Source organism: Pseudoflavonifractor capillosus, assembly GCF_016899775.1.
Classification (GTDB): domain Bacteria; phylum Bacillota; class Clostridia; order Oscillospirales; family Oscillospiraceae; genus Lawsonibacter.
This window is the reverse complement of record NZ_JACJJE010000018.1, coordinates 1-23,591: the sequence shown is the minus strand read 5'-3', so window position 1 is coordinate 23,591 and position 23,591 is coordinate 1. Positions and strand designations below refer to the sequence as shown.

Annotated in this window: 20 protein-coding genes; 5 read left to right on the top strand and 15 right to left on the bottom strand. The window is 62.2% G+C overall.

Annotated elements, in window-relative coordinates; genetic code table 11:
• Positions 1-13 precede the first annotated feature (13 nt).
• From H6B31_RS07500 to H6B31_RS07490, 3 genes are all read right to left on the bottom strand, one after another.
• Positions 14-1,354, bottom strand: a complete 1,341-nt coding sequence (locus H6B31_RS07500) for a butyryl-CoA:acetate CoA-transferase (RefSeq protein ID WP_087291871.1) — start codon at positions 1,352-1,354, stop codon at positions 14-16.
• 109 nt (positions 1,355-1,463) lie between these two features.
• Complete coding sequence (locus H6B31_RS07495; protein WP_204897985.1) at positions 1,464-3,350, bottom strand: DEAD/DEAH box helicase; 1,887 nt, start codon at positions 3,348-3,350, stop codon at positions 1,464-1,466.
• Between the two features lie 17 nt (positions 3,351-3,367).
• On the bottom strand, positions 3,368-3,952 hold the full coding sequence (locus H6B31_RS07490; RefSeq protein WP_204897984.1) for a shikimate kinase: 585 nt from the start codon (positions 3,950-3,952) through the stop codon (positions 3,368-3,370).
• Positions 3,953-4,163: 211 nt separating this feature from the next.
• Here H6B31_RS07490 and H6B31_RS07485 point away from each other — a divergent pair, with 211 nt between their 5' ends.
• Complete coding sequence (locus tag H6B31_RS07485; protein ID WP_204897983.1) at positions 4,164-4,724, top strand: flavin reductase family protein; 561 nt, start codon at positions 4,164-4,166, stop codon at positions 4,722-4,724.
• 86 nt (positions 4,725-4,810) lie between these two features.
• On the opposite strand, the gene H6B31_RS07480 is transcribed toward H6B31_RS07485, so the two are convergent.
• Positions 4,811-5,236 (bottom strand): helix-turn-helix domain-containing protein, encoded by a 426-nt coding sequence (locus H6B31_RS07480; protein WP_204897982.1) that lies wholly within the window; start codon positions 5,234-5,236, stop codon positions 4,811-4,813.
• 168 nt (positions 5,237-5,404) lie between these two features.
• On the opposite strand from H6B31_RS07480, the gene H6B31_RS07475 reads away from it, so the two are divergent.
• The 4 genes from H6B31_RS07475 (at position 5,405) to H6B31_RS07460 (ending at position 9,207) form a co-directional block, all read left to right on the top strand.
• The gene (locus H6B31_RS07475) at positions 5,405-6,049 is read left to right on the top strand and encodes a serine/threonine protein kinase (protein WP_243418910.1); all 645 of its coding nucleotides are present in this window, start codon (positions 5,405-5,407) and stop codon (positions 6,047-6,049) included.
• A gap of 1 nt (position 6,050) precedes the next feature.
• Positions 6,051-7,337 (top strand): zinc ribbon domain-containing protein, encoded by a 1,287-nt coding sequence (locus H6B31_RS07470; protein WP_204897980.1) that lies wholly within the window; start codon positions 6,051-6,053, stop codon positions 7,335-7,337.
• Positions 7,338-7,789: 452 nt separating this feature from the next.
• Positions 7,790-8,479 carry a LytR/AlgR family response regulator transcription factor gene (locus tag H6B31_RS07465; protein WP_204897979.1) on the top strand — a complete coding sequence of 230 codons (690 nt, stop codon included), beginning with the start codon at positions 7,790-7,792 and terminating at the stop codon, positions 8,477-8,479.
• Positions 8,476-9,207 carry a LytR/AlgR family response regulator transcription factor gene (locus H6B31_RS07460; protein WP_204897978.1) on the top strand — a complete coding sequence of 244 codons (732 nt, stop codon included), beginning with the start codon at positions 8,476-8,478 and terminating at the stop codon, positions 9,205-9,207. Before H6B31_RS07465 ends, H6B31_RS07460 begins: the two co-directional genes overlap by 4 nt.
• 322 nt (positions 9,208-9,529) lie before the next feature.
• Here the strand turns inward: H6B31_RS07460 and H6B31_RS07455 are convergent, their stop codons facing one another.
• The 11 genes from H6B31_RS07455 to H6B31_RS07405 all read right to left on the bottom strand — a co-directional run bounded on the left by H6B31_RS07455 (position 9,530) and on the right by H6B31_RS07405 (position 23,402).
• Positions 9,530-10,006 (bottom strand): YbjN domain-containing protein, encoded by a 477-nt coding sequence (locus H6B31_RS07455; RefSeq protein WP_204897977.1) that lies wholly within the window; start codon positions 10,004-10,006, stop codon positions 9,530-9,532.
• Between the two features lie 52 nt (positions 10,007-10,058).
• Positions 10,059-12,845: an eCIS core domain-containing protein gene (locus H6B31_RS07450; protein ID WP_204897976.1), complete on the bottom strand. Its 2,787-nt coding sequence runs from the start codon at positions 12,843-12,845 to the stop codon at positions 10,059-10,061.
• A 229-nt stretch (positions 12,846-13,074) separates the two neighbouring features.
• On the bottom strand, positions 13,075-13,482 hold the full coding sequence (locus H6B31_RS07445) for an ATP-binding protein (RefSeq protein ID WP_204897975.1): 408 nt from the start codon (positions 13,480-13,482) through the stop codon (positions 13,075-13,077).
• Positions 13,475-15,235 (bottom strand): PP2C family protein-serine/threonine phosphatase, encoded by a 1,761-nt coding sequence (locus H6B31_RS07440; protein WP_243418908.1) that lies wholly within the window; start codon positions 15,233-15,235, stop codon positions 13,475-13,477. The genes H6B31_RS07445 and H6B31_RS07440 overlap by 8 nt, the downstream gene beginning before the upstream one ends.
• A 13-nt stretch (positions 15,236-15,248) precedes the next feature.
• The gene (locus tag H6B31_RS07435; RefSeq protein WP_204897974.1) at positions 15,249-16,994 is read right to left on the bottom strand and encodes an MATE family efflux transporter; all 1,746 of its coding nucleotides are present in this window, start codon (positions 16,992-16,994) and stop codon (positions 15,249-15,251) included.
• A complete protein-coding gene (locus tag H6B31_RS07430) occupies positions 16,991-17,905 on the bottom strand; it encodes a phosphatidylglycerol lysyltransferase domain-containing protein (protein WP_204897973.1) in 915 nt (304 codons plus the stop codon). The genes H6B31_RS07435 and H6B31_RS07430 overlap by 4 nt, the downstream gene beginning before the upstream one ends.
• Before the next feature lie 3 nt (positions 17,906-17,908).
• Entirely contained in the window at positions 17,909-18,208 is a 300-nt protein-coding gene (locus tag H6B31_RS07425) for an STAS domain-containing protein (protein ID WP_204897972.1), read from the bottom strand.
• A 137-nt stretch (positions 18,209-18,345) separates the two neighbouring features.
• Positions 18,346-18,756, bottom strand: coding sequence for an ATP-binding protein (locus H6B31_RS07420; RefSeq protein ID WP_204897971.1), 411 nt, complete (start codon positions 18,754-18,756; stop codon positions 18,346-18,348).
• Positions 18,757-18,760: 4 nt separating this feature from the next.
• Positions 18,761-20,782, bottom strand: a complete 2,022-nt coding sequence (locus tag H6B31_RS07415; RefSeq protein ID WP_204897970.1) for a PP2C family protein-serine/threonine phosphatase — start codon at positions 20,780-20,782, stop codon at positions 18,761-18,763.
• 52 nt (positions 20,783-20,834) lie between these two features.
• The gene (locus H6B31_RS17205) at positions 20,835-22,982 is read right to left on the bottom strand and encodes an ATP-binding protein (protein WP_243418907.1); all 2,148 of its coding nucleotides are present in this window, start codon (positions 22,980-22,982) and stop codon (positions 20,835-20,837) included.
• Between the two features lie 33 nt (positions 22,983-23,015).
• The gene (locus tag H6B31_RS07405; RefSeq protein WP_204897969.1) at positions 23,016-23,402 is read right to left on the bottom strand and encodes a DUF4280 domain-containing protein; all 387 of its coding nucleotides are present in this window, start codon (positions 23,400-23,402) and stop codon (positions 23,016-23,018) included.
• Positions 23,403-23,591: the final 189 nt, after the last annotated feature.

Genomic DNA, 23,591 nt, shown 5'->3' with positions numbered 1-23,591 from the left:
ATCATTTATGGTCTCACTTGTTGCTGCGGCGCCAGATACCCATTTTCTCGGCGTCGGCGATGAGCTGCTCCCGGAAGTCGGGGTGGGCGATGGAGATGAGGGCCTCTGCCCGCTCCCAGGTGGACAGGCCCTTCAGGTTCACCATGCCGTACTCGGTGACGATGTAGTGGACACAGGACCGGGGGTCGGTGCAGATGGAGCCGTTGGTGAGGGTGGGGACGATGCGGCTCTTCATGGTGCCGTCCTTGCCGGTGACGGTGGAGGACAGGCAGATGAAGCTCTTGCCGCCCTTGGACAGATAGGCGCCCATGACGAAGTCCAGCTGGCCGCCGGTGCCGGAGATGTGCTTGAGGCCGGCGGACTCGGCGTTCACCTGGCCGAACAGGTCCAGGTCCACCGCGTTGTTGATGGAGATGAAGTTGTCGATCTGGCCGATGACCCGCACGTCGTTGGTGTAGTCCACCGGGGCGGCCATCACGTCCGGGTTGCGGTTCACGTAGTCGTACAGCTTCTGGGTGCCGGCGGCGAAGGCGTAGACCTGGCGGCCCTTGTCCAGGTTCTTGTGGCGGCCGGTGATCTTGCCGGCGGCGGCGATGTCCACAAAGCCGTCCACATACATCTCCGTGTGGACGGACAGGTCCTTCAGGTCGGACTGGGCGATCATGGCGCCGATGGTGTTGGGCATGCCGCCGATGCCCAGCTGCAGGCAGGCGCCGTTGGGGATCTCGGGCACCACCAGGTTGGCCACCGCCCGGTCCACGTCGGTGGGCTCTCCGCCGCCGCCCAGCTGGGCCACGGGGGGATTGTCCCCCTCCACCACGAAGTCCACGTCCTGAATGTTGATCTCGGTGCCGGTGAGGCCGTACACCCAGGGCATATTCTGGTTGACCTCCACGATGATGCACTTGGCCCGGGCCATCATGTCCGCCAGGTGGGAGGCGGCCAGGCCGAAGTTGAAGTTGCCGTGGGCGTCCATGGGGCTCACCTGGAGCATCACCACGTCCACAGGGGCCAGGTTCTCCCGGTAGAACCGGGGCAGCTCGGAGTAGCGCATGGGGCTGAAGTAGCCCATGCCCTTCTTCATGATCTTGCGGTCAATGCCGCTGCAGTGCCAGGAGTGCCAGGTGAAGTGGTCGCCGGCGTCGTCGGCCTTGGCGATCTCCGGCATCCACATGGTGACGCCGCCCCGGATCTTCACGTCGGTGAGCTCGTCCTTCCGGGCGGCCAGGGCCTTGTCCAGGGCCACCGGGTGGTTGGTGCACCAGGTGTAGTCCACCCAGTCGCCGGACTTGACGACCTTGACCGCCTCCTCCGGAGTGGTCAGCTTCTGCTGATACATTGCCTGATAATCCATTGTTCATGCCCTCCAGTTTTTTATTTTGTTTCCCTTTTCCGGAATGGTTCTCTATGTTCCCCGCCCCTGTGAGGCGGGTATGTCCGCGGGGGAGCGTGCCGCCCCGGGGTCAGTTGTCCAGATAGTAGGGCTTCATCAAGCTGTGCTGCTCGGTGGAGTCCTTGGTGCGGTTGGACTTCATGGGCTCAATGGGGCCCCGGGGGCCGCCCCGGTGCTTTTTGGGGGAGCGGGCAGCCGGACGGGCCTTGCTCTCCCCGGCCTCGCTCCGCTTCTTCCGGCCCGCCTCGGCGGGGGCGGCGGCGCGCTGGGGTTTCTCCTTCCCGGCGGCGCGGGGCTCTCCCTCGCCCCCCGCATTCCCTCTGCGCCGCTTTCTGGGGGCGGCGCGGCGGGAGGCGGCGCTCCCCTCCCGGCTGAGGGTGCTCTTCCGGGGGGCCAGCAGCCGGGCGGTGGCGTCCATGATGTGGTCGCCGGCCAGGGGGTCGGGCCGGTCAAATTCCGTGCGGGGCATGGCGTCCCCCGTATCCAGCCGCACGCCGGGGCGGAGGGGCTTGACCCGGGCAGTCTCCCGGACCGGCGTCTCCGGCGCCTGCGCCTCCTGGACCGGGGCGGCCTCCCCGCCGCCCTTGCCCTTTTTCCGGCGGCGTTTCTTTTTCTTCCCATCCTGGGAGCCGCCCTCGCCGGTGACGGCGGCGGCCACGGCGGAGACGGCGGACAGCACCGCCTCCCCGGCCTTCTTCTTCCGCTCCTCGGCGGCCGCCTTGTTGGCGGCGTCCTGGGCCCGGCGGCGCTCCTTGGCGGCGGCCCGGGCCTCCGCGTCCTCCTCGTTGATGATGCGGCCGCGCTTGTCCTTCTTAGGGGCCTCCAGCACCACCATGGGGTAGGGGTGATCCTCCACCGCCGGCACGGTGCGGCCCATCAGCTTCTCAATGTCGCGGAGCAGGGGCTTCTCCCCAAAGTCGCAGAAGGCGACGGCAGCCCCCTCCCGGCCCGCCCGGCCGGTGCGGCCGATGCGGTGGACGTAGGTCTCAGGCACCTCGGGGAGATTGTAGTTGAACACGTGGGAGAGCTCCTCGATGTCCAGTCCCCGGGCGGCGATGTCGGTGGCCACCAGGCACTGGATCTTCCCGGCCTTGAAGTCGGCCAGGGCCTGCTGCCGGGCGGTCTGGCTCTTGTTGCCGTGGATGGCGGCGGCGGTGATGCCCGCCTTGGCCAGATCCCTGGCCACCTTGTTGGCCCCGTGCTTGGTGCGGGTGAACACCAGGGCGTTTTTCACGTCCAGCTCCCGGATCAGATAGGCCAGCAGCTTGGTCTTGTTGTTCTTGTCCACAAAGTACACCGACTGCTGGATGGCCTCCACCGGGGAGGACACCGGGTCCACCGCCACCCGAACCGGGTCGTGGAGCAGGGAGTTCACCAGCTCGGCGATCTCCGGGGGCATGGTGGCGGAAAACAGCATGGTCTGCTTCCTGCGGGGCAGCCACTTGAGGATCTTCTTCACGTCGTGGATGAAGCCCATGTCCAGCATCCGGTCGGCCTCGTCCAGCACGAAGATCTCCAGCTGGTCCAGCTTGACGAAGCCCTGCTGGTACAGGTCCATGAGCCGGCCCGGAGTGGCCACCAGGATGTCCACCCCCCGGCCCAGGGCCTCCACCTGGGGGTTCTGGCCCACGCCGCCGAAGATGACGGCGCACCGCAGGGGCAGGTGCTTGCCGTAGGCCAGGAAGCTCTCCTCGATCTGAATGGCCAGCTCCCGGGTGGGGGTGAGGATCAGGGCCCGCAGGGGGTGTCCCTGGACCCTGGAGGCGCTCAGGCGCTGTAAAATGGGAGCGGCAAAGGCGCAGGTCTTGCCGGTGCCCGTCTGGGCGCAGCCCAGCACGTCCCGCCCGGCCAGGGCGGGGGGAATGGCCTTCTCCTGGATGGGGGAGGGCCGCTCATACCCGTGCTCCTCCAGGGCGGTCAAAATCGGGGCGCACAGCCCCAGTGTCTGAAATGTCATGTTCTACTTCCTTCTTTTCATTCGGCCTCCGGAGAATCTTCCTTCCGGGGCCGGCCCACGGTTCCCTGTGGGCTGGGGGCGTGCCAGGTGAGGCCCGGAACCAGCTGTTCCAGGCGCTCCAGCACTGAGGAGACGGTCTGGGCCGTGGACTGTCCGGGGACGGCGTCCACCACCGCGTCGGCGTAGCGCTCATACAGGGGGGCCCGGAGGTCCATGATGTCCTCCAGGGTCTGCCCCGGCTCCAGGGCGATGCCCCGGGAGTCCAGATTGTGAATCCGGGCCTTCAGCTCCTCCAGGGGCACCCGCAGATAGATCACCGGACCCGCGGCCTTCAGGTGGGCGATGGCCCCCTCCCGGCAGACCACGCTGCCCCCGGGGGCGATCACGTGCCGGTCGCACTCCACCGAGCGCACCGCACGCTCCTCCGCGTCCAGAAAATAGGGGACCCCCTTCTCGTCCAGGATCTCCTGGAGGAGCGCCCCCTCCTGCTGCTGGATCACCAGATCCGTATCCAGAAAGCCATAGCCCAGAGCCTTGGCCAGCAATACTCCCACCGTACTTTTCCCCGAACCCGGCATTCCAATCAGCGTGACGTTTCCCACGGTCCAACCTCTCTCCTTGTGAAATTCGTAACAAAGTGTAGTATACCATATTCTTCTGAAAAATGAAAGAGGGAAACCGCGATCCATGCCCCGGGGCGGGGATTTCCATTGATTCCTGTCCCAAGCGGGAGTATCATAGAGGGGAACCTGATTTTTCCGGTCCGGACCTCTCTCCGCCGCCGGACAGAGCTTTGATTGGAGGTAATGTATCATGCGTAAAAACTTCGGCGCCAAGCCCTGGACCTATCCCCAGCCGGTGCTGATCCTGGCCACCTACGGGGAGGACGGCACTCCCGACGCCATGAACGCCGCCTGGGGCGGCATCAGCGAGGCCAGCGAGATCTCCGTGTGCATCAGCGAGGGGCACAAGACCACCGCCAATATCCTGGCCCGGAAGGCCTTCACCATCAGCATGGCCACCGCGGAGCAGATGGTGGCCTGCGACTATGTGGGAATCGCCTCGGGCAACACGGAGCCCAGGAAGCTGGAGAAGGCGGGCTGGCACACCACCCGCTCTGAATTTGTGGACGCCCCTCTCATCGACGAGCTGCCCATGGCCCTGGAGTGCAGGCTGGTGAGCTATGACCCCCAGACCTGCCGCCTGGTGGGAGAGATCGTCAACGTCAGCGCCGACGAGCGCATTCTGGGGGACGACGGCAGGATCGACCCGGACAAGCTGGACCCCATCACCTTCGACCCCATCCACGCCGCCTACCGGAAGCTGGGCGAGAAGGTGGGCAGCGCCTTCCAGGACGGCAAGCAGCTGATGTAATTCCCGCAAAACGCAGAAGATCCCGCTCCCAATCCACAGGGAGCGGGATCTTTGTCTGGTTTGCGTGTCCTGCAGTTCTCACCCGATCAGAACAGGGGCTGCTCCTGTTCCTGGGCCAGCTTCTCATTGATCTTTTCCAGAGCAGTGCCATGGAGAATCCCATGGCTGATAATGGCGTCCCGCTTGTGCCTGGGGTAGAGCGGAGCGTAGGCGCCTCCCTTGAGTACCTGCTGGACCTCCTCCAGCGAGGCGTCCATGCAGATGCACAGGCACAGCAGCCGGTCCCGGGAGGGCCGCCTCCGGCCGGAAAACACCTGGTGGAGATACACCTCGCTCATGCCCGCCTGCCGGGCCAGGGTTGCCTTGGAAACCGCGATTCTCTGGTAGAGCCGGTTCAGAAAGCCAGTCATGTCCTCATCGGAGAAGTCAGACTGGTTCTGGGCCAGATAGGCGTCCAGGTTCGGCTCGCTCATCAGCCCGCGGCTCAGATCCAGGGTGCTGCTTTTTTTCACAACCTTTCCCCTCTTTACTTCCAGTTTTAAATCGTTTATACTATTTTATAACACTTTGACTTGGAAAACAATATGCTCCCTGCATCGTATTTTGCTTTTGAGGGAGGGATTCTTATCTATTCCTGGCTGCTGGAAATTCTGCAAACAGAATACGAACTGGTTCGCCGGATGAAGGAGAGTGACCGGGGCGGCGTATACCTGATCCGGCACCGAACAGACGGCAAACCCCTTGTGCTGCGGCATTTTACCGGCAATGCCGAGGTCTACCAGAAGCTGCTCCATTACACCTGCGCCCACCTCCCCGTCACCCTGGAGGTGGCCTCCCAGGGGGAGGAGCACCTGATTCTGGAGGAGTATATCCAGGGGGACACGCTGGACTTTCTCCTCAAGGACACCTTGTTCACCGTGAAGGAGACCCGGGAAATCGTCACCCAGGTCTGCCGGGCCCTGTGGGTGCTCCACTCCCTTGGGGCAGTCCACCGGGACGTGAAGCCGGACAACATCATCCTGCGGGGGGACGAGGCCGTGCTGATCGATTTCGACGCCGCCCGGCTCTACAAGCCGGAGGAGGACACCGACACCCAGATTCTGGGCACCACCGGCTTTGCCGCCCCGGAGCAGTACGGCCTGTCCCAGACCGACCAGCGCACGGACATCTTCGCCGTGGGCGTTCTGATCAATGTCATGCTCACCGGGAAGCACCCCTCCAAGCAGCTGGCCCCCGGCCGGCTGGGCCATATCGTGGCCCGCTGCACCCAGGTGAACCCGAAAAACCGGTACTCCGACGTGCTCCGCCTGATGGAGGTGCTGTGACATGCCGGACAAGACCTTTGTAAGCTGCCCTCACTGCGGCTCCCAGCTCCACCCGAACGCCTCCTTCTGCCCCTACTGCGGCAAAAGCGTCAACGTGCGCAAGGAACTTGTTCCTCCAGCGTTAAGCTGGAGGAGAGCCCTGCGCAGGGCTCTCCCGATTTTTGCGGTTCTTCTGCTTCTGGCAGCGGCGGGGGCGGGCTGGTACCTCTCCACCCGGCCCCAGGTCTACGACGACGGCGGCACGGGAGAGGTGATCTACACCGACGAGGACGGCACCTATCAGATCCTCCTGGGCTGGCGGGACACCCCCTATGAACCGGCCCCCGTCATCACCCATACGGCGGAACAAGACGGGGAGTACACCTTCCCCGTCTGTCTGTTTATCCACCACAAGGACACCGGCGCCAATGCCGGGGGGATCTTTCTGCGGAAGGTGGCGTCGGTCACCGCGGAGTTTGACACGCCGGACGACCCCTCCGGCTACATCCGCTACGGCGAGCCGGCCTATGAGAGCTACGCCCCCGACGCCGCCCTCACCAGCTTCACCCAGTTCCTGGGCCGGGAGAACTCCGCCCGGGGCACCTGGACCATCACCATGGACAACGGGGACGTGATCCTGCTCCACCAGACGCTGAACGTGGACCTGATCGAGACCGTGAACATCTACCCGGAGGACGCGCCCATGGATACCATCGAGGCTCTCCAAACCCTGGTGGACTCCATCGAGGACCAGGTCGGGGACCATGACGTGGTGAATCTCCACCTGCCCGCCGTCACCTATGAGGGGGACCTGTCCATCACCGGCCGGTCGGTAAATCTGTACGGCAATACGGAGGGGGAGGGCCGCACGGTCTTTACCGGCTCCGTCCAGGTGAATCCGAAGATCAGCAATGGGGTCAACTATCTCTATGACCTTGATTTTGTGGGGAGCGGAGACGGAGTGGGCGTCACCGCCGCCCAGCGGACCTGGACCATCGGCTGCACCTTCACCGGCTGGCGCACCGCCCTGATGTGCCACGGCACCGGGGCCGACGGCGGCATCTGCTATACCGAATGCCGCTTTGAGGGCAATGAGGTGGCCATCCACTACAACACCAACCGGACAAACTTTTTCAACTCCGTCGCCCCGGACAACCAGTTCCTTCGCAACGGCACGGGCATTCTCATCGAGGGGGAGCCCACGGAGGACGCCCTGAACCTGCCCGGCTGCCGGTTTGAGGGCAACGGCACCGACATCGACAACCGCAGCGGCCAGCCTCTGGACATCTCCCAGGCGTCTTTTTCCTAGGCCATGTTTGAAACATGTCAATATGCCAAAACAGCGGGGCTTTTTCCACTCGGCTGCGTTCATTTTCCTTGCAATCCACCAAGGATTGCCGCGTCAAATTGCCTTGCCGGCGAAAAATCCCTCGCCGTCGGGCACATTTCCAATTTTCAACAAGGCCTAACCGGCCCGCCCGAGCGCACCGCCTTGTAAAATCCGCAAATAATTCCAAAAACTGAATTTTGTCCCAATTTTATGGGCCGTCTGATCACTCAGACGGCCCATTTTTTGTTTTTCGTGCCGGAAAACCGACCATTCGGCGCACGCCTATTGAAAAGCCGGAGGGGAGGAATAAAATATTATATACTATGTACTGCGTCATCCGACAAACCCCGGGCCGGTAAATTTCCGCGGCGGGCATCCCGGCAGTAAGACTCCTGACGAAAGAGGAATTTCCCATGCGCTTTCTGATCCATATGAGCACTTCAGAGGAGGCCGGCTCCCTGGCCCGGATGCTCCGTCTCTGGACCTGGTCCACCTGCGCCGATATGGAGACAGAGCTCTGGTCCCCCGGCGCCTCCGGTCCGGCCATCGTCATTTGGGACCTGGACGCCGGGCTTCCGCCCTCCGGCATGGTCTCCTCCGCCTCCACGGCCCTGCTGGTCTGCTCCTCCCGCCCCCAGGCCGCCATTGACAGCTACTCTCTCCACCCGGACGGCTTTCTCCAGAAGCCCGTCCGGCAGAGCGCGCTTTTCACGGCTCTGCGCCGCTGCGCCAAGCTGTGGTGGGACTCTCTGGAGCGGCTGGAGATTCTCTCCGACCGCCTCCGGGTCCGCCTCCCCCTGTGCGACCTGATATGGGCGGAGGGCGCCCGGCGGGGCTGCCTGGTCCACAGCTCTCAGGAGTGCATCGTCAACTGTGAGACCCTGTCCTCTCTGGAGGCCCGCCTCCCCAAGGGGCTGTTTTTCCGCTGCCAGCGCAGCTTTCTGATCAATCTCACCCACGTCCGACAGCTGGACAGCCAGGGGCTTCTCATGTCGGACGGGACCCTGATCCCCATGAACCGCGGCAGCCGGAAGCCCATATCCGATGCCTACCGGCAGCTCCGGCTTCAGCTGGCGGAGGAGGAGCCTCCGGCCTCTGGAAACGGATGTGACAGCCTATGAAGCCTCTTCAAATCGCGATATGCGACGACCTGGAAGAAGAACGGGTCATACTGAGCCGCATGCTCCGAAATTACGCCCGCCGGCAGGGGCTCTCTCTTCAAGTCCACTTTTTTGTCAGCGGCGAGGAGCTGCTGCAAAGCGTCCGCCGGGCAAATGCCTGTCAAGTTTTGTTCCTGGATATCTACATGCCGGGGATCTCCGGTGTGGAGACCGCCCGCCGGCTCCGCGCCGCCGGATACGGCGCGTCCATCGTGTTTGCCACCACCAGCACCGACCACGGGGTGGACAGCTTTGAGGTGAGGGCCTCCGACTACCTGGTCAAGCCCTTCCGGCAGGAGGAGGTGGACCGCGCTCTGGACTGGTGCCTGGAGCACATGCCGGAGCCCCTGCGCAGCCTCTCCGTCTACGCGGAGGGGGAAACGCAGGAGTTTCCTCTGGCCTCCGTCCTGTACATCGAAGTGCTGGGCCACCAATCCCACATCCACACTCTCCGCCAGACTGTGGTGGTGCGAAAGAGCCTGGACGACCTGGAGCGCGCCGTTGACAGCCCGGATTTCTTCCGCTGCCACCGCAGCTTCCTGGTCAATCTGAACCATGCGGAGCGCATCGAGAGTAGCGACTTCCTCATGTCGGACGGCGCGCGAATTCCCATCAGCTCCGCCAACCTGCCCCGGGCGCGGAACATCTTTACCGATTGGATCTACCGAAACGCGTGGGAGAAAGGGTAACGGAAAAGCCAGGCTGGAATTTATTCCAGCCTGGCTTCAGGCCGTCGGAAACGTCCAAGGACTTTTCCGACGGCCTGTAAAAATGCCGTTACTTTTGCGCCGCACAGCGGTGCAAAAGTCCTCGCTCCGCTTGCCGGAATCCTTGCACAGCAAGGCTTCCGGGGCATTTGATTCCATTCGAGGCGGGCTGCCGCCCCCTCGAGCTCCCCCGCCAATACTCGGGCGGATTCGTCTAGACAGAGGTTTTTCGACAAGCTGAGCCAGGCTGGAATTTATTCCAGCCTGGCTTTTACGTCATCCATTATCCACAGAATTTTGCCCTCTATGTGTCCAGTTTCCTGCTGAACTCCTTGGCTGCCGGAAATTTTTGCTCCAACACCTCGTAGAGAACGCTCAGAATCTGGATCACATGCTCCGCCAGCCTATCCAGCTCCTCCTCTCCGGTGAGCAGAATGCCGTACTTGTGGTAGAGCTGGTTCCCCTCCTCAAAAACGCCAAACGATCCGAGGGGGCACAGGAAGTTCCACTGCATCAGCGTCCGCGCCAGCTGTCCGCGGTCCGCCGCCAGTTCCATCACCATGGTGGTATAGAACTGAAGCAGGTCTGTCTCCTCATCGATGGCGGCTGCCATCAGCTCCAGCAGCACCGCCTCTCCCTCGTCCGTGATAGGAACCAGGACCCGCAGGGTATCCCCTATCTGGGGGGCTCCGGCGCCTGCCGCCGCCGCCGTCTGCATGCCCATGCCGTTCAGCTTCTGTTCCAAAATCTGAAAAAACTGCTTCTGCTTCGCCAAATCCATAACCGACGCTCCTTATCCTCTGCTCATTCAGGGCGGCGCGCCCTTCATTCCGCTATGCCGCCTTCTTCTTGTTTTTAAAGGGATTGTGACCCCGGGACTCCTTGGTGGCCTTCATCTGTTCCTGCCAGGTGGTGCTGCTGTCCATGCCCAGCTTCTCCGCGATGCCCTGGAGACTGTAGCCGCTTCCGGTCTTGCTGAGCCCCAGTTCCTTCACAATGGACTCCGCTTCTTCGTCGCCGCCGTTGGCCCGCCGGTACAGCTCCGCCGCCCGGCGCATGGTGATGTGCTGGAAGGCCTCTTTCCGCTTGCCGGTGGAGAAGCCCATGGATTTGAGCACGATGTGCTTGGCCTCCTTCTCCGTGATGGAGTCGTCCTGAGCCATCAGAGCCTTGATCTTCTCGTCCAGGCCGATCTCCTCGTTCACCGTGTCGGCGCGGACGCCCTTCTTCATCTTGTCCACCACAAGACCGCCGGCCAAATCCGCGGCGGTTCCGAGACCGGACACGATCGTTCCGGCGATCGCCGTGACGCCGCCCAGGGTCATGGCGTTGCCGGTGGCGTTGAGCACGCCGGAGCCCAGCTTGATGCCGCCCTCCACTGCGTTGGCCTTGGCCATGCCGCTGGCCTGCTTAAAGGTGCGGTACATCCGCTCCTGGTCTCGGGTACGCTGGGCGCCGCTCTTTTGCGCTTCATCCATGGCCTTGATCCGATCATCCATCTTCTTCTTCGTGCTGAGGGCGGAACCCAGCTGGATGCCGCCGCCGATGGCCTTCATCCCGCCGCTGGCGATGCCCAAGCCCGGGATGACCTGCTGGCCGATGGGGCCCACCATATCGGTAGCCGCGGAGCCGTAGCCGATCACCTTGGACAATCCGGTTCCGAAGTCCGCAATATTGCTCATGGTGTAGAAGCTGTGGGTGGCCGCTCCGGCGTCGTCGCCCTTCTTGCGCTGGCTGTGGGCCTTCATGATATTTCCGCCGGCCTCCAGGCCGGCCGCCCCCATCTGGAGGAGGCCGCTGCTGACGCCGAAGACCCGCTCACCGGCAGTGAGATTCCCCACATCCTGCTGGTCCTTGAGGGTCTGCTCAAGCGCCTTGTACTCACTGTCGTCTTTGGTGTGGCCCGCTCCCGCCAGATACTGCTGCATCTCGCTCTCGATCTGCGGAATGCTCTCCCGCGCCCTGGCCACATTGGTCAGGTTATCCGTACCCAGGCCGACCCCCGTGCTGCCCAGGGACGCAAGCGTCTTGGGCTTGCCGTGGAACACGTCGTCCTGAAGCAGGGAAGATGTACCGGTGTACCCCTCCGCTTTCGCGCCGCGGGCCTTCTCCAGGGCCGCCTTTTCGTTGACCTCCTCCGAGGACGCTGTCACCTCCGGATTGGCCGGGTCGGACGACAGGCTTCCGGAGGCTCCTCCCGCGAGACCGGCCACTTGAGTGATTCCCGACGTGGCATCCAACAGTTCCGGAATGGCCGAGTCGTCCTCTCCGACCACCGGCTCGTCAAAGAAGGACGCACTCTCCTCCTCGCCTGCAGCGCCGGCCTCCGCGCCGATCTCCTCCAAGGGCTCTGTCGCCTCCAGATTGGGCAGGTCGCCCCGCCGGGCGGCCTCCGCCTCACGCTTGTCCCGCTCCACGGACGTGGCGATACCGGGCCCCTCCATCAGCTCCATGGGATCAAAGGCGGCGTCGCCCAGGTCATAGCCGCCGTCCCCCTGGACATCGGCGGCCAACGCCACCGCCTTCTCCTCCAGCAGCTTGGCCCGGGCGTCCCGCGCCTTGGTGTCCTCCATGCTGCCGCTGGCCATGATCCGGGCCAGGGGGTTTTTCAGGGTCCAGAGGAAGCGGTCTGTCCGGGACATGGCCTTGTAGTCCTCCCGGTGGTGGTTCAGGTCGTCCACCGCCCGCTGGTGCTGGCGCTTGAGCGAATTCAGCTTGCCGCTGATCGCGCCGCCCACATAGGCGGCGCCCTTCTTGATGCCGCCCCAGGCCCGGGAGAGCAGACTGGGCTTCTTCTCCTTGGTTTCGGTTAAAGTCTTAGCGGCCTCGCCCACCTGGGCGGAAGCAAGCTGCATGCGCAGTCCCCCGGAGGCGCCTCCCAGGCCTGCCTCCGGGATGCTCTCTGGGACAGACTCTGTGACGGGCTCCTCTTCTCCGGTTATGGTCTCAGCGGCCTCGCCCGCCTGGGCAGAGGCAAGCTGCATGCGCGGTCCCCCGCCGGCGCTCTCCAGGCCAGCCTCCAGGGCGCTCTCCGGGACGGCCTCCTGAGAGGCGGCGGCCTCCTGTGCTTTGGAGCCCTTCTTAAACAGACCGCCGATCTTTTTAAACAGTTTCGGCAGCATCTGCACTTCTCCCGCCGGGGCGGAGACGGTGGGCGTGCTGCTCTCCACCAGTCCCTGCTGGACGGTGTGGACCAGCTCGTGGGCGGCCACAGAGGGGTCAAAGCCCCCCTTGCCGAAATACACGTCCCGGCCCGTGGCATAGGCTCGGGCGCCCATCTGTTCGGCGGAGCTCACCGCGCCGGAGCCGGTGTGGAAACGGACGCCGGAAAAGTCCGCGCCCAGGCGCTCACCCAGGCGGCTCTTGACCTCCTCCGGCGTACGGGCGCTGTCCAGTCCAGCGGACAGTTGGTCCGCCTCCCGCTCGGCCGCAGGGTTCTGATGGTCCAGGAAGTGCTGACGCATCCGGGCCTGCATCAGTTCCCCCAGCTGGGAGCCCATCCCCCCGTCTGTCTCGCTGAATCCGCCGTAGTATGTCTCCTGCCGCGTCTCTCTCGCCGGTGCGGCCGCTTTCCCGGCATCCCGGACCGCTCTGCGCCGTGTGGTGTAGATCTGAGACATCTCCATTCCTCCTGTCCTCTTCGCCGGACAGCCTCTCCGGGCTCCAGCCGTTTTTCTTCTCTCCGGTCAGGGTCCATGCACAGCAGCGCCAAGGCAGAATTCTATACGATGATTATACCATATCTGCAGCCCTTTTTCTGCTGTCGTTTCCCCTTTTTCTTCCCTGTCCAGGGCGGCAGACGGGAAACGGGCCGTTTTTCCCCTTCCGCTTTCCCGCCGCGCACCGCATTTATAGATTCTTTCGGATGGTCAGGATATTCTTTCCGTCCACATACTCATAGTCCACCGCGTCCATGCTCTTTTTCACCATCAGGATGCCCAGGCCGCCGATGTCCCGCTCCTCCGCGGAGAGGGTGATGTCGGCGTCCTCCTTTTCCAGCGGATTGAAGGGCTTCCCGTTGTCCAGAAACTGGATGGTGACCTGAAGGGGATCTCCCCCCACGCTGCATCGGACGGTGGCCAGGCCGACCTCCGGGTGGTAGGCATAACGGACAATGTTGATGAAAATTTCCTCAACCGCCACCGCCAGCTGGATCTGAGCCTTGGGCGGACAGTCGTACCGCTCCAGCTCCCCATCAATAAAGCTCTGGACCGGCTCCAGCTGATCCTCCGTGGCGGGAAATATACGTTCAATCATGTTCCGTCTCCCCTTTGCTCTGATAGTCCAGAGCGAGCATTGTGATGTCGTCAAACTGATCCGCGCCGCCCACAAAGGCGTCGATGCACTCCTTGATCTTGGGCAGGAACTGCTCCACGGGCAGATCCATGTACTCATTCAGCGCATTCTGGAGGCGCTCGTCTCCGAAGAGCTCCTCGCGGCTGTTGGTGGCCTCCGTGACGCCGTCGGTGTACAGGTAGAGCCGGTCCCCCGGCTCCAGCTGCAGGGTGTTCTCCCGGTAGCGGACCCCCTCCATGCCGGCCAGCACAAAGCCCGGGCGGCTTTTGAGCCACTCAAAGGTCCCTCCGGCCCGCTTCAGCAGGGGCGGGTTGTGGCCCGCGTTTACATAGACAAACTTGCCGGTGCTGATCTCCAGCACGCCCATCCATCCGGTGACGAACAGTCCGGCGTCGTTGCCCTCGCACAGCTGTTCGTTGGTCTGGGTGAACACCGTGCCCGGCGCCTCCTGATTCTGGGCGTGGTTCTTGATGAGGGTCTTGGCAATCACCATAAACAGGGCCGCGGGCACCCCCTTGCCGGATACGTCGGCGATGACCACCGCCAGGTGGTCGTCGTCCACCAGGAAGAAGTCGTAGAAGTCACCGCCCACCTCTTTGGCCGGGTTCATGGTGGCATACACGTCGAATTCCTCCCGCTCCGGGAAGGCCGGGAAAATTCTGGGCAGCATGTCCGCCTGGATCTGGGTGGCCACATTCAGCTCAGCGCCGATGCGCTCCTTCTCCGCCGTGACGGCGGTCAGGTCCTGGATGTACTCGTTGATCTCCAGCTCCATGGTTTTGATGGCCTCGGAGAGGGCCTGGATCTCGTCGCCGGTGCGGATGTTCAGCTTGGAAATGGCCGAACGCTCCTCTTCCTCTTCGCCCGCAGCCGCCCGGCGCCCCCCGGCGGAGGCGGAACGCCCCTCGCTGGTGCGGCGGTCGGACACATACTGCAGGGCGGCGCGGGCCATCTGATTGATGGGGAGCACAATCGTCCGATTGACCAGAAGCAAAATCAGCCCGGCCATAATCAGCGCCACCACTGCAATCAGCAAAATCAATGTCTGTAAGAACTCCTGGGCGTCCCCCATGATCTCGTTCATGGAAATATCCACAAGCGCGACCCCGATCACCTCGCCGTCCGCATTTTCAATCGTAGCGCTTGCAGAGCACAGCCACCCATAGTCGGGATAGTTTGTAATGTACGCAGGCATGTCAAAATTTCCCGCCCGAAGCTGCTCCACCTGGTCCGCTTCTACATTGTCATAATCCCCGGGGATGCAGCTCTCTTCTGCACTGGCGTCCACAAGATACAGGTCCTTCATGGTGTTCAGTTCATGGTATCCCAAATACAGCGAGACAACCCCGTTATCTTCACGAAGCTGGTTGAGCAGCTCCAAAAGCTCCTGGTACTCCGGCATCCCGGTGATGTAATGGAATTCGGCATAATAGGCCTCCAGTTCCTCCTGGGAAAACGCGCTCAGGTCAGGCGCGCCGCCGGTTTCATCGCAGATTCGCTGATATGTCTTTAATACTTCATCCGCCACCGCCTCTACCTGCCGCTTGTCCACAACAGATGCCGTAGATTTTGCAATGGATCCCGCCAGGCTCTCATAATAGTTTTGGAAGGAATTTGTATAGGTCAGATAGCTCAGCATGACAGTGCAGGTAGACAGTATCACAGTAAAAAGCAATACGACCAGGATAACCTTACTCTTCAGGGACAGCTTCATGTGTCAGTTCCTCCTATTTTCCAATTCGGACCATCAGGGAATTGAACCCCTGACTCTGGCGGTATAGGAATTCCTTTGCTTTCTTGCGAACAATCATCATTCCCACTGCATTCACATCCAAATCTTCAAAGAAATTGCTTACTCGCCCGCTTTTCAGGGAAAATGGATCGAATTTCACCGCATTATCAATAAAATGGAGCACAAATTCTCCATCCTCCTGGGCCGCCAGCGTGATGTGAATGCGGCCATCAACCGCTTTGCCCATGGCCTTTTGTAAAATAGACATTGCAATCTCCTCCACAGCCATGGTCACAAAGTGGCCCTGCCGCTGGTCCGCCTGCCACCGCTCACAAAACTGGGTCACCTGCTCAAGCACCTGCCCGATCTGTTCCTCTCCTTCAATGGTGAGAGAGAGCCGGCGTTCCGGGGCCAAAACGCTCCGCTGATCTGCAAGAAAGCGATGGCAGGCCGCAAACACCAGCAGGGTGAGCAACTCTGTCAGCGGATACATAAACCAAATCCACCGGATACCAAGCTGCGACAGCAGCAGCGTACACGGTATCAAAATGAAACAGCTGCGCAGAGAAGTAATCAAAAAAGCTGAAACCACCTCTTCCTTCGCCTGGTAATAGCTTTCCAAAATGGTGTTTATCCCTGTGACGCCCGCTCCAATGCAAAAGATTCGGAGCGCCCAGGCGCCGGATTGTCTCAATTCCTCCGCAATACCGAAGATCCAGCACACTTCTTCTGCAAATAGAAAGACAACCACTGCGGCTGCACATCCTGCAAGCAATCCCCACCTCAGAGACAGCACGCGAACCCGGCGGGCATCTTCCTCGCTGCCCTCTCCTGCGAATGTACTGACCAAAGGCTGAGCCGCCTCCGCCGTTCCATTGAATAAGTACAAAATCAGGAAGGATGCGCTGTAGACCACACTAAAAATTGCCACGCCGTCTTCTGTCCCCTGCCCCATCAGCAGCCGGTTGACCAGAAGGAAAAAGGCCAAGCGGAACAGGTGCTGCACGGATGTGGAAAATCCGGTTCGGAAACAGGAGAGCACCTCCGCCCACTCCGTTTTTACCGGCTCCAATTTCAAAATGTGCCCCTTTTCAAGAATTCCAGGTAAATAAATCAGGATCGCCACTCCAGAACCGATCACCGTCGACGCGGCAGCCCCGACCGTTCCCAAATTCAGCACCAGAACCAGGAGTATGTTCAGCGAGAAATCAACCATATTTCCCACAAAGAAGCCGATTGACGCCAGGCGCTCCCGATTGTCATTGCGCAGAAAATTGGATAAGATCACATTCAGCATCAAAATCGGAGAACCTGCCATCAGAACTCGGGCATAAGAACCGCAGGCCGAGTACAGGGCCCCGTCACTCGGCACAGTTCCCAAAATTTTCAGCATGAATTGCGGGAAAAGATTGGCCAGCAGCCCCATTCCCATTCCAAGGAATACTGCCGCAGATACAATCCGGTTAAAGCACTGTACGGCCTCCTCCGCGCGTCCATCGCCCAATTTTTGCGAAAAACGCACGCACCCGCCAATTCCCAGTCCATCCATGACCGCGTTGATCAGCATAAACAGCGGTAAACACAGATTGGTTGCGGCCAGTCCCACTTCACCCATCCTCTGCCCCAATACGATGGAATCCATCATATCCGCCAGAGCAAATCCCACAGACGAAAACAGCGATGGGACCAACAGGCGGCAAAACATACGGGAAATGAAGTAGTCCTTCTCTCTCCTGATCACTTCAATTCGGCCTCCCAAATTTCATTGAATGCGATTGGGCGCATTTTCCGCTTTACCATTCGGATCCCCGGAATCCCCAAATCCTCCTCTAAGTTACAGTACAGGAACCTGTCCTGGTACTGTCTTAAAAATTCCCGCATGGCAAAATATACCGTGTAATTCGGTGCGCCCGGCACACACTTTCCCACCACCACATCCATTGTTACAGCATCAATGGGAAAGCCCGCATACATGGCAACCGGCTTTTCATCGAGATATAAAATGCTGCCGAAAATATTCAATTCATTGCGCTTCTGCAGCGCCGTCTCGCTCACGATTCTGTCCTCTACATTCCCGTCACTGACATGGTGCGCCACTTCACGCCACTGACGCAGAACACTTTGCGCATCGTCAATGGTTGCGTCAGAAATCGGCTGTACCTTCACACCGTATTCCCGCTCCAGATGGCGGATTTTTTTCCGAACCTCCGAATACTGACTCCCCTCCATCGCCAAGTAATCGGAAATCCTGCAGATATACTCGTCAGACTCCTCCTCCCTGCGCACCTCCCAGCGATCCGGAAAGTGACGGATCAGCCACTGCACATCGCCGGGGCGCAGGTAACACAGGGAAAAATGGGCGGTATCCATCCCGCCGCGGATGAACCGATTTATTTTTTCTTCATCACCGCAGGGGAAAAACCATGAATTGCTGCCCCGGCTGTCAATTTTTACAGCAAAAAAATCATCTTCCATGTATAAAGACAGCCCCATTTCCTTCTGCCACAAATATAGCGAAGGAAACGCATGCGCACTGAGATTATGTCCAAACCTCGCCCGGATCCGCTCAATGTTGGATTGATCCGACAATTCAACGCTTCGGCACAGCCTCTTCTCTTGGAACGGCCCCTCTTTTTTTGTGTCTGTCAGCATAGATCATGCCTCAATCGTCAAAATATCCACAAACCCTGTCACCTCAAAGACTTCCATGATGGTCTCGTTCACATGGCGCACCACCATCTGTCCCTGTTTGTTCATCCGTTTCTGGGCGCCCAGGATCACCCGCAATCCAGCGGAAGAGAGATAGGCCAGCTGCTGCAGGTCCAGGGTCAGCTGCGTCACCCCGTCCAAAGACGCGGACAACTCCGCCTCCAGCTGGGGCGAGGTCGTAGTATCCAGCCGGCCCTCCAGCTGGAGGGTCAGCGCGCTGCCGTTCCGGGTAGTTGTGATCGTCATTGTTTTTTACCTCATTTCCTAATTTTGTGTGATATGCATCGAAATTTATACAATTCTCCCATGACGCTTGTCTGTCGATTTTGTGCGTTCTGTCAGCTGTACTGCAGCCATGCAGCGGCATGGCTGCCGCCCTGGATTCAAAGGTATTTTGTAAGCGTCAAAATGTTGTTCCCGCCTGAATACACATAATCCGCCGCGTCCATGGAGCGCTTCACCATCAAAATCCCAAGCCCGCCGATATGCCGCTCCTCCGCAGACAGGGTGATATCCGCATCCTTTTTGGCCAGGGGGTTGAACGGGATGCCGGCATCCACGAACTGAATCTGAATCCGCAGCGGGCCCTGCTCCACCTGGCATCGAACCAGGGCCCACCCCGGCTGATCCGGGGGATAGGCGTAGCGGGCGATGTTGACGAAGATCTCCTCCACCGCCACGTCCAGCTGCGCCCGGGTCCGCTCTGTGTAGGGGAACCCCCTCAGCTGATCCAGGACAAATTTCTGCACCGGCTCCAGCTGGTCCAGCTTCGCCGGAAAACATTGTTCCGCCATAACCTCATCCCCCCGCCCGGTGTGTTTCGGCCGTCCGCCCGGAGGGCTCCGCCTCCAGACGCTTTGTCACGGTGATCACATCCATGCTGTCCCGGCTCTCGAAGGTCACCCGCTGGGTATTTTGGAGCACATACTCCGCCGCCCGCACCGCGGAATCCCCCTGCGCAGACTTCAGCGGGTCTTTGGCCCCCATGGGGCCCTTCAGCCGGAGCACCATCAGATTCTCTCCCTCCGGCATGGCGCACTGGGCCAAAAAGCGGGCGTCCGGCTCCGCCTGCTGGCAGCACAGGACAAACAGCTCGTCGGCCAGCACCGCCGCCTCCGCCAGGCGGCGGCCGGTAAAGCCGTTGGCCTTCAGCTGGCCCCGGAGAAAGTCCAGCAGCTTCTGCTCCCCCTCCGGGCCGGCGGTGAGCACGCAGTGGGCCATGGCCCGGTCCCGCCGGCGGTACTCCAGGGTCAGCATGGCATAGCCGTCCACCTGCACCCGGCTGGAGTAGGCCGCCGCCTCGTCCCGGACAAATTCCAGCTGCCGCTCCAGATCCAGGGCCCGGCTCTCGCTGAGGTTCAGGGCCGCCCGGAGCTGCTCCTCGGAAAAGGCCCTGCCCTGCTCGTCCTGGATCTCTCCCAGGCCCCGGGTGTGGAAGAACATCCGGTCCCCCTGGTGCAGCTCCAGTTCCAGCACCTGATAGACCACATTCTCATTCTGTCCCAGCGGAGCGTAGGGGGGGGCCTGGACCCACTCGTACCGGTCCTGGCTCCGCATCAGCAGGGGGACCTCCTGCCCGGCGTTGATACAGGAAAATTTCCCCGTCATGCCGTCCAGCACCCCCACCAGGGCGTGGAGCACAAAGGTGCCGCTCATCTCGTGGAGCTGGCTGTTGGCCGCCGTCATGGCCGCCGCCAGCGGGAGGCCGGAGCGCAGCTGGCTCTTGATGGCCGTCTGAGCCATGACCGTGTAGAGGGCCTGGGGAATCCCCTCCCCCGGCACCGCCCCGATGATCACGCACAGGCGGTCCTGATCCAGCATGAAGTAGTCGTAGAAGTCGTACTCCACCTCCCGGCCGGAGCACAGCAGACCCCGGACGGCAAACTCATACCCCTGCTCCCGCCGGGGCAGCTCCTTGGGGAGCATGGAGCTGTTGAGCTCGTTGGCCAGCTGCAGCTCGATCTCCAGCTTCTGCTCCCGGACGGCCAGTTCCTTCTGCTCAAAGTTGTTCAGGTCGATCTCCACCAGCATCATCCGGAAGGCGTCGGAGAGGGTGCGCAGCTCGTCGTGGCTCTTGATCTTCACCTTGGTAAAGGTGGACTTGTCCTCGCCCCCCTCATAGTCCTGGGCCGCCTTGGTCAGAAGCCGGATGGGCTGAATGAAGCTGCGCCGGATCACCAGCATGTACGCCGCGATCAGCACCGCCGCCAGCACCGCCAGCAGTACGCCGGTCCCCAGCAGGAAATCCCGCTGGGCCTGGACCGCCGGCTCCATGTCCAGCTCCGCCACCACGTAGGCGCAGGCGGTGCCGTCCGTCCGGTACACCGGGGCGGCCGTCATCATCCTCCAGCCCAGCTCCCCGTCCTGCCAGGTCACCGGGTCCACGGTCCCGCCGGCACGCATGTCGTCCAGCGCCTCTGCCAGGGAGCCCTCCAGAGGCCGGATATCCCCCAGAGAGGCAGTCCCCTCCGTGTCCGCCTCGCCGGTGCTGAACAAAACCAGCGCTCCGTTCTCCTGGGGGCGCACCACATCCAGGCGGGCCACGCCCCCCTCCCTGGCCGCAGCCACCAGAGCGTCCCGGAGCTCCCCATACCGCTCGTCCTCCGATCCGCCCCGGGCATAGCCTTCCAGCTCCTCCGGGTCCAGCTGGCTGGCAAAGGTCCGGGCGATGCTCTCGCCAAACTGGCCATAGAGGGCCCTGGTGTCTCGGAAATAGACATGGTAGCCTGCGGCCAGAGCGGCGGCGCTTAAAATCAGGCTCACCAGCAGCACCATCAGCAGCAGCTTTTTTCCCAGGGTAAAGCTTGTATTCCGTTTCAAGGGCGGTCCACCTCGTTTCCGTTCCTGCAGCCCCCGTCAGGTCGGGGCCGGTTCAGCCGTCCAGCAGGTCCGCGTACTCCCGCAGCTCCTCCCGGACCACTACGATCTCATTTTTCTTCATCTCTCCCACCGCGGTGCGCAGCAGGTGGGACATTCCGATGCTCTGCCCCTCCAGGGCCGCCAGAAAGGCGGCGGAGAGGACGATATTCTTGATGTGTCCGCCGGACAGCTCGAACTTCTCCGCCAGAAAGGCCCAGTCGATGTCGTCGGACAGGGGGGCCTGCTGGGGGATGGTGCGGCGGTAGATCTCCTCCCGCATGGCCGCGTCCGGGAAGGGGAAGCGAACCACATAGGTGATGCGCCGCATGAAGGCCTCGTCGATGTTGCCGATCAGGTTGGTGGCCAGGATGCACACCCCGTCGTACTCCTCGATCTGCTGGAGGAGGTAGGCCACCTCCACGTTGGCGTTTCGGTCGTGGGCGTCCTTCACCTCGCTGCGCTTGCCGAAGAGGGCGTCGCACTCGTCGAAGAAGAGGACGCAGTTGGACCGCTTGGCCTCGGTAAACACCGCCTGGAGGTTTTTCTCCGTCTCCCCGATGTACTTGCTGACGATCTGGGAGATGTTGATTTTATACATCTCCATGTTCAGCTCATTGGCGATCACCTGGGCGCACATGGTCTTTCCGGTGCCCGGGGCCCCGGCGAACAGGATGGACAGCCCGCGCCCGTAGGCGATCTTCCGGTCGAACCCCCAGCCGTAGTAGACCTGGTGCTGAAATTTGATGTGTCCGCAGGCGTGCTGGAGGAGTTTTTTCTGGTCCTCCGGCATCACCACGTCGTCCCAGTGGAAGGCAGGGCGCACTCGGCTGGCCAGATCTCCCAGCTTGTGGACCACCTGCCGGTAGCAGCACTGGTGCATCTCCCGGCTGGAGATGGCCCCCTCCCCCCTGAGTTTGGTCAAGCCCGCCGCCTGCCGGCAGGCCAGCTCAATCTGCCGGGGGGAGAACCGGAATTTGGCGGCCAGCTCCTCCACGGTCAGTCCGTCTCCCAGCTCCGCCTCTCCCAGAAAAGCCTGAAACAGGGCGATGCGCTCCTCCTCCGTGGGGTCGGGCACCTCCAGCTCCACCGTCAGGCGGCTCAGGCGGGCCCGGATGGGCAGCTGGGACAGGAGAAACAGCTTCTCATGGGCGGGCTCCTGGTCCAGGATTCCCTGGAGCAGCTTCTCCTCCGCCGGGAGCAGCTTTCCCTCGGCGTCCGTCCGCTCCATGTGGGACACGCACAGGCAGGCCCCCGTCAGCCGGGCCACCAGCACCCCCTCCTGGGCCAGCTCCTCCGGCCGCTCCCCGTCCAGGGAGACAAACACGCAGCGCTGTTTTTCCCGCGCCATCAGGTGCTCCACCTGAAAGCGCTTGCCCGTGCCCGGCCCCCCTGTGAGGCAGATGACCCGCTCCCCCGGCTCCCGGAACAGCAGGTCCAGGCGGCGGGCCGCCTCCTGGCCGATCACCAGGGGGCCGGAGGGGGCCTCCCCCGCCCCGTCAAAGATCCGCAGTCCGGGCATGGGGGCCACCGTCCCGGTGCTGAGAAACTCCAGCACCGAGGGGCGCAACACCAGCTGCCCGGCCGCCAGGCGCTCCCGGTCAAAGAGGCTGGTAAACTTGTCCCGGCGGGCAAAGCGGGACAGGTACTCCTCCATGGTCCGCTCCAGGGGGAGGAACAGCTGGACCGCCAGGGCGGTGGTGGGGACCTTCTGGGTGATGTCGTCCTGAAGGTAGGCCAGCAGCTTCTCATACTTCTGATCCAGGGCGGCGGCGTAGGCAAGCACCAGACAGCCCTCTTCAAACTCCTCCAGCCCCAGCTCCCGGAACATGCGCAGCAGAGGGAATTCCGCCCTCGTCCGCTCCAGCCGGGCCCGGATGGTCACCTGGGAGGACTCCAGCTGGGCCGCCTCCCCCCCGTCCAGCTGGGCGGCCAGCCCCAGCTGGGCCGCCTTCACCAGGTTGTGCTCAAACTCCTCCCGGCTGACCACCAGCCCCATCATGTTCCGCATGTCGTTCTTGGGGCCCAGCCACTGGTGGTGCTCGTAGAAGAAGTAGATGCGCAGGTCCAGCCAGGCGAACAGGTCGTCCATCAGCTCCCACTGGTTCTCATAGCCCCGATTCAGTTTTTCATAGGAAACGTCCCGCAGGTCGTACTCCTCCATAGCCAAGCCCTCCTCTCTGCCGCCGGTCCGCGCTTACGGCACCTTCACCGTCATGGCCGGGGTCACGGTCACCTGGATCACGCCCCCGTAGGAACAGGTCAGCTTGCTGGTGCTGTTCAGCAGCGGCCGCTTGCACACCGTCACCGTGGGACAGCCCGGGGCCCAGGCCACCGTGGCGGGGACGCAGGGCATGGGGGTGAGCACCCCCATGGCCGCCGCGGTGGCCGACGCCACGGTGGGGTTGGCCGGGTTGGAGCACATGCCGAAGGTGGGCACGTTGCTGAGGGCCGCCCCATCCTGGATGGTGGCCGCCGGCATCTTGCAGATGGACACCGTCTGCTGGCTGGTCACCGTCAGGACGGCGGGGGCCGCCCCGAAGCTGCAGGTGCATGTCGCCGTTTGGACAACTGGATTTGCCATGGTACGCTCCTCTCAAAGCTGGATGGTGTGATGGTTCTCCCCCTGGGTCAGCTCCAGGCCGGCCAGAAGCTCCCCCTCCGGGCCGCACACCTCCACGGCGCAGGGCTCCCGGAAGGCGGCGGTGAGCACCCCCTCCCCGTCGGTGTGGTACCGCTGGGCGGGGAGGAGGGACCGGCTGCGGCTGTGGGG